Here is an 8,746-nt window from a genome sequence, read left to right on the forward strand (position 1 = left end):
TAAAAGGAAAATAGATGGATATTAATACAACATCTTCTGTGTTAAGTAATTTTACAATTACACCCGATTGGGTAACGGCAATTGCAACTATCATTTTAGTATTGGCAACTTGTATTTATGTCTATTTTTCTTATAAGCTCACAAAAGAAACGATAAAACTTAGAGAAGTAGAAACATCTCCTTTTATTTCAATCATATTTGATACATCGTTTCAAGCGGTAAGTCATTCGAAAATAATTATCAAAAATATCGGAAAAGCTCCTGCGTATGATATAACTTTTGATGTAGAAGAAAAATACATACCTCATTTTAATGGCTATACCTTTGAAAATAAAATCGCCTATTTTGCACCTGAACAAGAGTTTTATATATTAGCCGATGGTTTTAATGCTTTAAAAGAAGCTGGCTTTGAGAGCATACCGATTACTGTTCATTATCAAGCAAAAGATAAAAGAAGCCTTATTGAATTATTTAATTTAAGATGGCAACACTTCCAATACTATGAAAAAGACACTTTGTGGGAAATCAAAAAATCGTTTGATGACCTTAATGAAGAGATCAAAGAGCTTAATAAAACAGTTAAAGATAAAAAATACTTTGTCTCAAACAAATTAAGTATCCTAGAAATTGAAAAAAAAGAAGATTGTGCACAGTTCATTTTTAGTAATGGATATATCGGCATCATCGCAAATGATGAAGTTTCAAAATTAGGATTAGGTGACATAAAAAATGTTTACCGTGATAATGGAGATCTGCTTGATCAATCAACCAATATGAGGTTTTTGGCTGAAGAGATATATCACAAATTTACAGAAATAAATGAATCAAAGGCTGAATAAATGCAAAATATCGTTGATGTCACCTATGCCCAAACCGGAGAAAGCACCTCTGTCAACCAATACGGAATGCGCCAGATGCAAGAACGTGCTTATGCGGCAAGAAATGCTCAATACCTCCTCCTAAAAGCTCCTCCCGCTTCGGGTAAATCGCGGGCGTTGATGTTTGTCGCTCTCGATAAGCTTATAAATCAGGGGATCAAAAAAGTCATTGTTGCAGTGCCGGAACGCTCTATCGGCGGATCGTTCGGAACGACCAATCTAATGATGCACGGGTTTTATGCTGATTGGGAACCTAATCCTATCTATAATCTCTGTATCCCCGGAGGTGAAGGGAGTAAGGTCGAAGCGTTCAAGACTTTTTTGGATAGTGGTGAAAAGATTCTCATCTGTACTCATTCGACACTGCGATTCGCTTTCGAACAGCTCGTAGAGAGCAAATTTAACGGTACTCTTTTGGCAATCGATGAATTCCACCATGTCTCTGTCGATGGGGATAGTCGACTAGGTGAGTTGCTACGCTCCATTATGACCAAATCGAATGCCCATATCATAGCGATGACAGGTTCGTATTTCCGAGGAGACAGCATCCCAATTCTATTACCGGAAGACGAATCGAAATTTACCAAAGTCACCTACAACTACTATGAGCAATTAAACGGGTATGACTATCTCAAATCACTGGGAATTGGGTATCACTTTTATCAGGGGAAATACACCACCGCAATTGGCGAAATCCTCGATACCGATAAAAAGACGATTCTTCATATCCCTAACGTCAATTCAGGTGAATCGACCAAAGACAAACACAAAGAGGTTGATACCATTTTGGATATCATCGGTGTGGTTGAACGTGTCGATGAGGATGGGGTTATCTATGTCAAACGTCATGGAGATGGCAAAATAATTAAAGTAGCCGATTTGGTCAACGATGACCCCAAAGAGAGGGAAAAAATCGTCACCTATCTGCGAAATATTGATTCGGTTGATGATATGGATCTCATCATCGCTTTGGGAATGGCAAAAGAGGGATTTGACTGGCCGTATTGCGAACACGCTCTCACGGTAGGGTATCGTAGCTCACTCACTGAGATTATTCAAATCATCGGTCGAGCTACTCGTGACAGTGATAACAAAATCCATGCCCAATTTACCAATCTCATCGCCCAACCTGATGCGACCGATGCGTCAGTCAAACTCTCGGTCAATAATATGCTCAAAGCGATCACGGCTTCATTGCTGATGGAGCAGGTTTTGGCTCCGAATTTCAAATTTAAACCTCGAGCCGATAACGACACCGAGCCGAATCAACCCGGAGAGATGAAGATCAGAGGGTTTAAAAAACCAACCAGTAAAAGAGTTCAGGACATCATCGAATCTGACCTAAATGATCTAAAAGCGACGATTTTACAAGATGATGCGATGCTCAAAGCAATGCCAGGGAATGTCGATCCCGAAGTGATCAGCAAAGTCCTCATTCCGAAAATCATCAAAGTCAAATATCCCGACCTTTCCGAAGATGAAGTCGAACAACTTAGACAGCACGTAGTTACCGATTCGGTCATTAAAAACGGAGAGATCAAAGAGAGCGGCGGTAAGCAATTCATCTCTATGGCAGGGAAATTCGTCAATATCGATGATTTGCATATCGATCTGATTGATAGCATCAATCCATTTCAAAGAGCTTTTGAAATCCTCTCAAAATCGGTGACGACTCAAGTGCTAAAACTCATCCAAGAGTCCATCGAAGCGACACGGATTCAAATGAGCGAAGAAGAAGCGATTGTCCTATGGCCGAAGATCAATGCGTTTATCAAAGAGAAAGGTGTTCAGCCGGATATCAACTCGTTTGACCCGCTTGAAAAACGCCTCGCTGAAGCAATCGTTTATCTCAAAGACCTCAAACGGAAGATGCAAGCCTAATGGATAATACTCTCAAGCTCCTCGAAATTTTTGCCAATGACCCGTTGGGACTTTTGGAAGTCAAACCCGCTTCCTCTCCGGCACGAAACGAAGATGAACGACTAGTCGCTTCATTCGAAGAAATAAACGATTTTGTCGATAAACACCAAAGAGAGCCGCAAAAAAATATGAAAGAGATGCAGGAAATACAACTTTTTTCAAGACTCAAAGGGTTGCGTGAAAATCCCGAAAAAATGGAATCACTCCGTCACCATGACCGACACAATTTATTTCCGACCGAGGGTGTGGTCGAAGTCAATTCCATAGAGGATATTTTGAACGGGGATATGTTCGGGATTTTGGATGATGCGGAGGATATTTTTACCCTCAAACACGTTCCACAAGATAGAGAACAAGCCGAACTAGTTGCAAGACGAGAATCGTGCAAAGAGTTTGAAAAATACGAGCACCTTTTTAAAGAGTGTCAGGCTGATTTAAAAGGCGGAAAACGCAAATTGATTAAATTCAATGAACGTTTTTTAGAAGAAGGGAACTTTTTTATTCTCAAAGGTGTGATGGTTTATTTAGCAAAAATCCATGAAGCTAAAAAAGATAAATTTCAAAAACTTGACGGTCGTACACTCTGTATTTTTGAAAACGGAACACAGTCGAATATGCTTATGCGTTCATTGGGAAAAGGACTTTTCGATGATGGATATGCTATCAGTCAACACGAAGACAAAGTGATGGATAAATTAGCCGGTATTGCTGATGAAGATGAATCGACAGGTTATATTTATATTCTGAAATCCAAAAGCACAAAAAGCGAAATCCAATCTTATGAACACCTCTATAAAATTGGTTTTTCAAAAGTGGATGTCAAAGAACGGATCAAAAATGCCGAAAATGAACCAACCTATCTGATGGCTCCGGTTACTATCGTCAGCGCATTTGAGTGCTATAACATGAACCCGCAAAAATTAGAGCAATTACTTCATCGATTTTTTGGAGAGGCGTGTTTAAATATCGATATTTATGACCATGAAGGACAACGCCATATGCCGAGAGAATGGTTCATCGCTCCGTTGGACATTATCGAAAAATCAATAGAGATGATTTTAACGGGCGATGTATTGGATTATCGATATGACAGTGAACGTCAGATGATTGTGGGGAGATAGCAGGGAAGTATCAATATTCAGTCATGTTGAAACTGCAAAAGGCCTTCTCTTGAAACTGTAGGTAAGGCTTTAATGTTTTTTCAATTTTTTTAATTCATTTCTTTCGGCTTTTCTCCTTAAAGATCGAGGAAGTTTTGACGCAGAATACTTTTTCCTCTCTGCTTCCAAATGAAGTTGGTAATCTCGGAACATATCTCCGCCAAGCTGTGCAATATTTGGACGCTTTTTAATACCTTTTTTAATCAGCTCATCAACTGCATCATATTCTTTGTAAATTTCCATGCAATATTCATTATAATCGAATTTAAGAGGATTGGGCATAGTAATAGTTGTGCTGTCTTTTAACGTGAAGCTTGGTAGTAAAAGTTTTTTAAAATCAAATTTAAAACTTTTATACAAATGGGCTTTCTTGGTATTATTGTCTCCAATTGCCTTTAGGGGATTGTGGTAATTGATAGATTTTAAATGCTCCAGCAGGGTTTCAAGATCTAATGTATACATTTTTTCAACAAATTCAGGAGCCGATTCATCATTAGTTATTATTCTTAACAGTTTTGCTAATTCCAAATCTATATCAAAATCTATACTTTCTTCATGCCCACTTGCAAGCCATTGAATAAACATAAGGAAAAACGATGCCCTGCTAGAACCACGCGCATGATCGTGAATTAAAAAACTTGCAAATTTTTCGTTTGCTTTAAAAACATCTTGAATATAAAAACGACTAATCTTGCCAAAAAGAAATATGGGCATATTTAATACTAATTTAGCAACAGAACTGACAATTTCCAATACTTTAAAATTATCTAAGCGAGGAAAAACTTGTAAAGTATGTCGAATCATTATTGTATATTCTGACATCTCGCAATTATTGACGTCATTTTCAAGCTGCTGATTAAGTTTTTGGAGTTCGTCAGTTTTATCTATATCTTCGCATCTGTCTATAATATTGCGTTGAAACAAAATTTCTTGAGCATATGCATTAGCTTCAATGATGGCCAACATGCTTAAGGGTATTTGACAAATAGGATCTCCAATAGGTCTTCTATTTGCATCATATATGACACGAGCTTTATCATACAAAACATATTCTACGTAGACGCCCAGAGCCTCGTCATGGTTCAACCGGTAGCCTACGGTAGTAGAATTATCAATTTTTTTATCAGATTTTTTGATTAAATCATGAAGTCTTTTCTCTGCGAGATTCATGCAAAATACTTCATATCTATTATCTATATCTTCCGGCGATCTTTTTTCATATATAGTATTGTATAGATTCAGTGTTCGTATATTGTATTCTATGCCCCAAAGCGTGGTAGAATGGTCTAAAAAATGTGTGTACTCATGCCATAAAATGGAATGAATATTTTTCATAATATTGAAATCATTTTTACTTAGCTTTTCTGATGCTCCTATAGACAATGTGCGTTCTATTTCTTGTTGAAAATGGGCTCCATATTTATACAGTTCAATTTGATATGAAAAATGGTTATAAGTAGCTACATTTGATGCTTCATGATAATGTTGTCGGCTGATTTTTAAGTTCATTCTTGATCGTTTTTGAATTCGCCTGGCGAGAAATAACTCATTTCTTCGTCAGAAAGAGTTACTGTAACATTTCTTTTTGAATCGACTTTATATTTTCCCTTGACTCTTATTAGTCCGAGATCTACGCCTTCCATGATTCCAGAAGATGAATCTGGCCAAACTTCATTCGGTAGACCTTCTACGCCCAACCTAAGGCTATCCCAGATTAAAGTAATATATGATGGTCCGCCATCGAATGATGAAGAAACAATACCAACCAATCGCCCATCTTCGTTGAATACGGGTCCCCCGCTCATTCCGCCATATGTTTCCATATTAACTTCAATACAAGGCGATGGCATTCTCTCTCCTCTGCCATGGGGAAAACAATTTGTAACAAGTCCTGAAGAAATAAGAGGGGTTAGTAGTTTATTGTTGCCCTCAACGGTACCGTTACGAAACCCAATGGCCCAAAGCCTAGTTCCTGGCAACGGTAAGCATAGTTCCATTGGAATAAGAGACAGAGGATATTCTAGGTGTGCTTCAGAATGAAGATCGCATGAGACAATTGAGAGATCAGAAACTATTTTATTGTTTTTATCCCACGAATGATTTTTACTGGGGCCTGAGCAAGTTACAGTCGCGGTTGGCAACCATGCCCTTGCTTTACCTTCAGGCAAATACGACAAAAAAACCGGTCCAGAATCAGAAGTAGGGAACTCCTTGAGTACGTGTGTGGCTGTTAAAAGCATGCCAGGTCCAATAATAATTCCACTTCCAACATTTTGAAGTTTTTCACCAAAAAAACCTGAGATAGAAACTATTGAATTGCTTACTTGGTGTAAACTATCCAATGAACCTATTCCATCATCACTTGTAAAGGCTGGGCGTCCCCATTCCAGCTTCATCTCAGCTAACTCTGCATTTTTTGCGGTAATCTCTACTCTATGCACGTGCAGCCCTGTTCTATATTTTGTGGTTCTCAGTATATCTCAGATATGCGTGATTTTGCAAACCTTTAAAGTCAAATGATATTCCGGATGAGAATAAATATAAAGCTAAGAAAATGACTTATAAGCGCAACTTCAGGACTTATGACAACTTAAGAAGGGCCGTAGTTGTCATGTGGAAAAATCGATTTCTCTGGCTTATTGTCTGAAATGTATGTGAGTCGAGTGGATAATATAGCCCATTCTCTATGCTTTTTCCTTGATAGCCTCTGCAATTTTTTTTGTGATGCTTCTGACTTCACTGAACCTTTTGTGAAGAATTTCCATTGTGTAGGCTGTGATATAATTATTGGGGTTGAAATACGTGTCAGTACTGCTAGTGCCAGAGTGTCCCATTTTACGGGCAGTGATCATTTTGGTAATTTCTACAATATTTTTACGTGTTCCTCCGCCGATTTCAATGGAGTTGAGCTTTTCGTCTTGTGCTAGCGTCAAATATGCGGCAGATGCCATAAGAGTGCCAAACATATGTCTAAGCAGGTGGAAGCCTCCTTCTAACTGTAGTTCGCTATACTGGGGATACCTCGCCTTTATTGCTTCGATGTCTGTCTTTAGACCTGAATATGCTTCTGTTGGAAGTAAGCGTTTGCCGGTCGAGGTTTGAAAGACAAAGGGATTATTTTTCCTATGTGTGGTTGGCGTATTATTGCGGACCTTTAAATAAGTCTCAAAGAACATATCCTTCCACTCGTCAAATATGAAAAAAAGATATCCTTCGTCATCGCCTATGCTTGGAATTTCACCTGTCTTCCACCTGATTAGTGAATGCGGACTAAGGCTGATGTGGATACCTTTTTCTTTTAATAGTGTCTCTCGTCGTGGTTGATCCAAAAAGAGGTAGCCCTTCGCGTCAGTTGGCAATTGTTTGTTCTTGGATTTAGGGTTGATAAGAAACACACGCTTGCGCTCTTGATCGACGTCAAACCAGGTCAGATGAAGCGCTTGGCCTATACGCGCCGATGTAGCACAGAGTAGATAAAGCAGTTTTCGCTCCGGAGGGGCAACAGTTAAAAGGCGCTCAAATACATCAAGTGGCATCGCCTTTGTGTTCTCTAGTCCTGTCCCTGTGGTTGTCCCGATTCCCCTTTTTGCTCCTTTGATCATGCCTGTTAGTGCAGTTATACGGTTTGCCATGGATAACCTCATGAGTCCTTTAGCCTTCAAGCCATATGCATGGCCCTTGGAGTGCTTATCTTTGACCTCAAGTCCCTTCATGTCGAGCTTATTAAAGTAAAAATCGCTCTGAGGAACCACCGGAAGGCTGTCATCCTCTGAAAGAGTTTTGTTGTCATAAATGAATTGGAAGAAAGATTGCAAGGCCTCTAGATCATTAATGACACTGTTTGTCTTTTTGGCCTCGTAGATGACCTGCCTAAAACTGATGGAATCTGTTTGGAGCTCCTCTTCAATCTTGAAGCCTTTCTGGGTGATGACTTTTTTGTAGCGTGCAAGATACTTAGTTAGTGACTCGTTTTTTTCGACAGGGAAGTAGAGTGCAAATATCCAAAATTTGAAGATGTACCCAGCTTGACTATAGACCGTTCCCTTTGATCCCTCATTCAGGTTTTTCCATTCGCTCCACATTGGAATGAACGGATCGGTGTAGTCTAATCCATCTTTCTTGTGATGGAAGTAAACCTTGTCGTTGATCATCATATAATTTGCATTGTTTTTCATGATTCCTCTTTCAACATGATCAACAGTATAATCACTTAAGACAATCGTTTATTGAAAAATTGACATTTTGTCATATTTACCATATTTTATTGACGAAAAAATCTTGTATGCTGCGTATGCGCAATAAAGGAGAAAAAGCTTTGTCTGTCAATCAGAATAATAAACCCATCAAGGGCCAAAACAAGCTTATTTTACCATGCGGTAGGAATTGTAGTATCTGTGAAGACGAATTTGGTGCTGTTGTTCGCCTGACCTTGAAAGTTGGTTGTGAGCAAGATAATCCACTGTAATTTTATTGATTCACATGATGAGTATGTGAAATGTTATTCTAGTTATTTAACCAATGATGATAAAGCTAAAAAGAGTGATAATTCAACAAATTCCAATAGTATAAATAACTCGATCCAAAACCCTCTCCTCGCAGGGGTTCCTACCGTCTCCATCGAGCGCTATCTCAGCCGTTTGGTACAGTCGAAAAAATACACCATCGTCCTCGTCCGTCAGCAGGGTGAAGTTCCGAATATCCGCCGCTACATCTCCAACATCATCTCTCCGGGGACGAACTTCGACTACATCGCCGAAGCGAGCGAAAACTATATCGCCTCGCTTTTGA

8 protein-coding genes are annotated in these 8,746 nt (G+C 39.0%); 5 read left to right on the forward strand and 3 right to left on the reverse strand.

The genetic code is table 11. The features are described 5' to 3' along the window. The first annotated feature begins 14 nt into the window (after positions 1-14). Genes PHC76_RS13275 through PHC76_RS13285 form a run of 3 tightly spaced genes read left to right on the forward strand, consistent with a single transcriptional unit; the run spans position 15 to position 3,919 of the window. Positions 15-839, forward strand: coding sequence for a hypothetical protein (locus PHC76_RS13275; RefSeq protein ID WP_300210434.1), 825 nt, complete (start codon positions 15-17; stop codon positions 837-839). Further along, a complete protein-coding gene (locus PHC76_RS13280; protein ID WP_300210436.1) occupies positions 840-2,759 on the forward strand; it encodes a DEAD/DEAH box helicase in 1,920 nt (639 codons plus the stop codon). Beyond that, positions 2,759-3,919, forward strand: a complete 1,161-nt coding sequence (locus PHC76_RS13285; protein ID WP_300210438.1) for a GIY-YIG nuclease family protein — start codon at positions 2,759-2,761, stop codon at positions 3,917-3,919. Before PHC76_RS13280 ends, PHC76_RS13285 begins: the two co-directional genes overlap by 1 nt. 69 nt (positions 3,920-3,988) lie before the next feature. On the opposite strand, the gene PHC76_RS13290 is transcribed toward PHC76_RS13285, so the two are convergent. The 3 genes from PHC76_RS13290 to PHC76_RS13300 all read right to left on the reverse strand — a co-directional run bounded on the left by PHC76_RS13290 (position 3,989) and on the right by PHC76_RS13300 (position 8,133). After that, on the reverse strand, positions 3,989-5,467 hold the full coding sequence (locus PHC76_RS13290; protein WP_300210440.1) for a hypothetical protein: 1,479 nt from the start codon (positions 5,465-5,467) through the stop codon (positions 3,989-3,991). Continuing rightward, complete coding sequence (locus PHC76_RS13295) at positions 5,464-6,399, reverse strand: serine protease (RefSeq protein ID WP_300210441.1); 936 nt, start codon at positions 6,397-6,399, stop codon at positions 5,464-5,466. Before PHC76_RS13295 ends, PHC76_RS13290 begins: the two co-directional genes overlap by 4 nt. 243 nt (positions 6,400-6,642) lie before the next feature. Then, positions 6,643-8,133 carry a hypothetical protein gene (locus PHC76_RS13300; protein WP_300210443.1) on the reverse strand — a complete coding sequence of 497 codons (1,491 nt, stop codon included), beginning with the start codon at positions 8,131-8,133 and terminating at the stop codon, positions 6,643-6,645. 107 nt (positions 8,134-8,240) lie between these two features. Here PHC76_RS13300 and PHC76_RS13305 point away from each other — a divergent pair, with 107 nt between their 5' ends. After that, the gene (locus PHC76_RS13305; protein ID WP_300210444.1) at positions 8,241-8,423 is read left to right on the forward strand and encodes a hypothetical protein; all 183 of its coding nucleotides are present in this window, start codon (positions 8,241-8,243) and stop codon (positions 8,421-8,423) included. Positions 8,424-8,448: 25 nt separating this feature from the next. Then, a partial coding sequence (locus PHC76_RS13310; protein WP_300210446.1) for a hypothetical protein occupies positions 8,449-8,746 on the forward strand: 298 nt, incomplete at its 3' end.

It is taken from the genome of Sulfuricurvum sp. (assembly GCF_028710345.1).
Lineage (GTDB): Bacteria > Campylobacterota > Campylobacteria > Campylobacterales > Sulfurimonadaceae > Sulfuricurvum.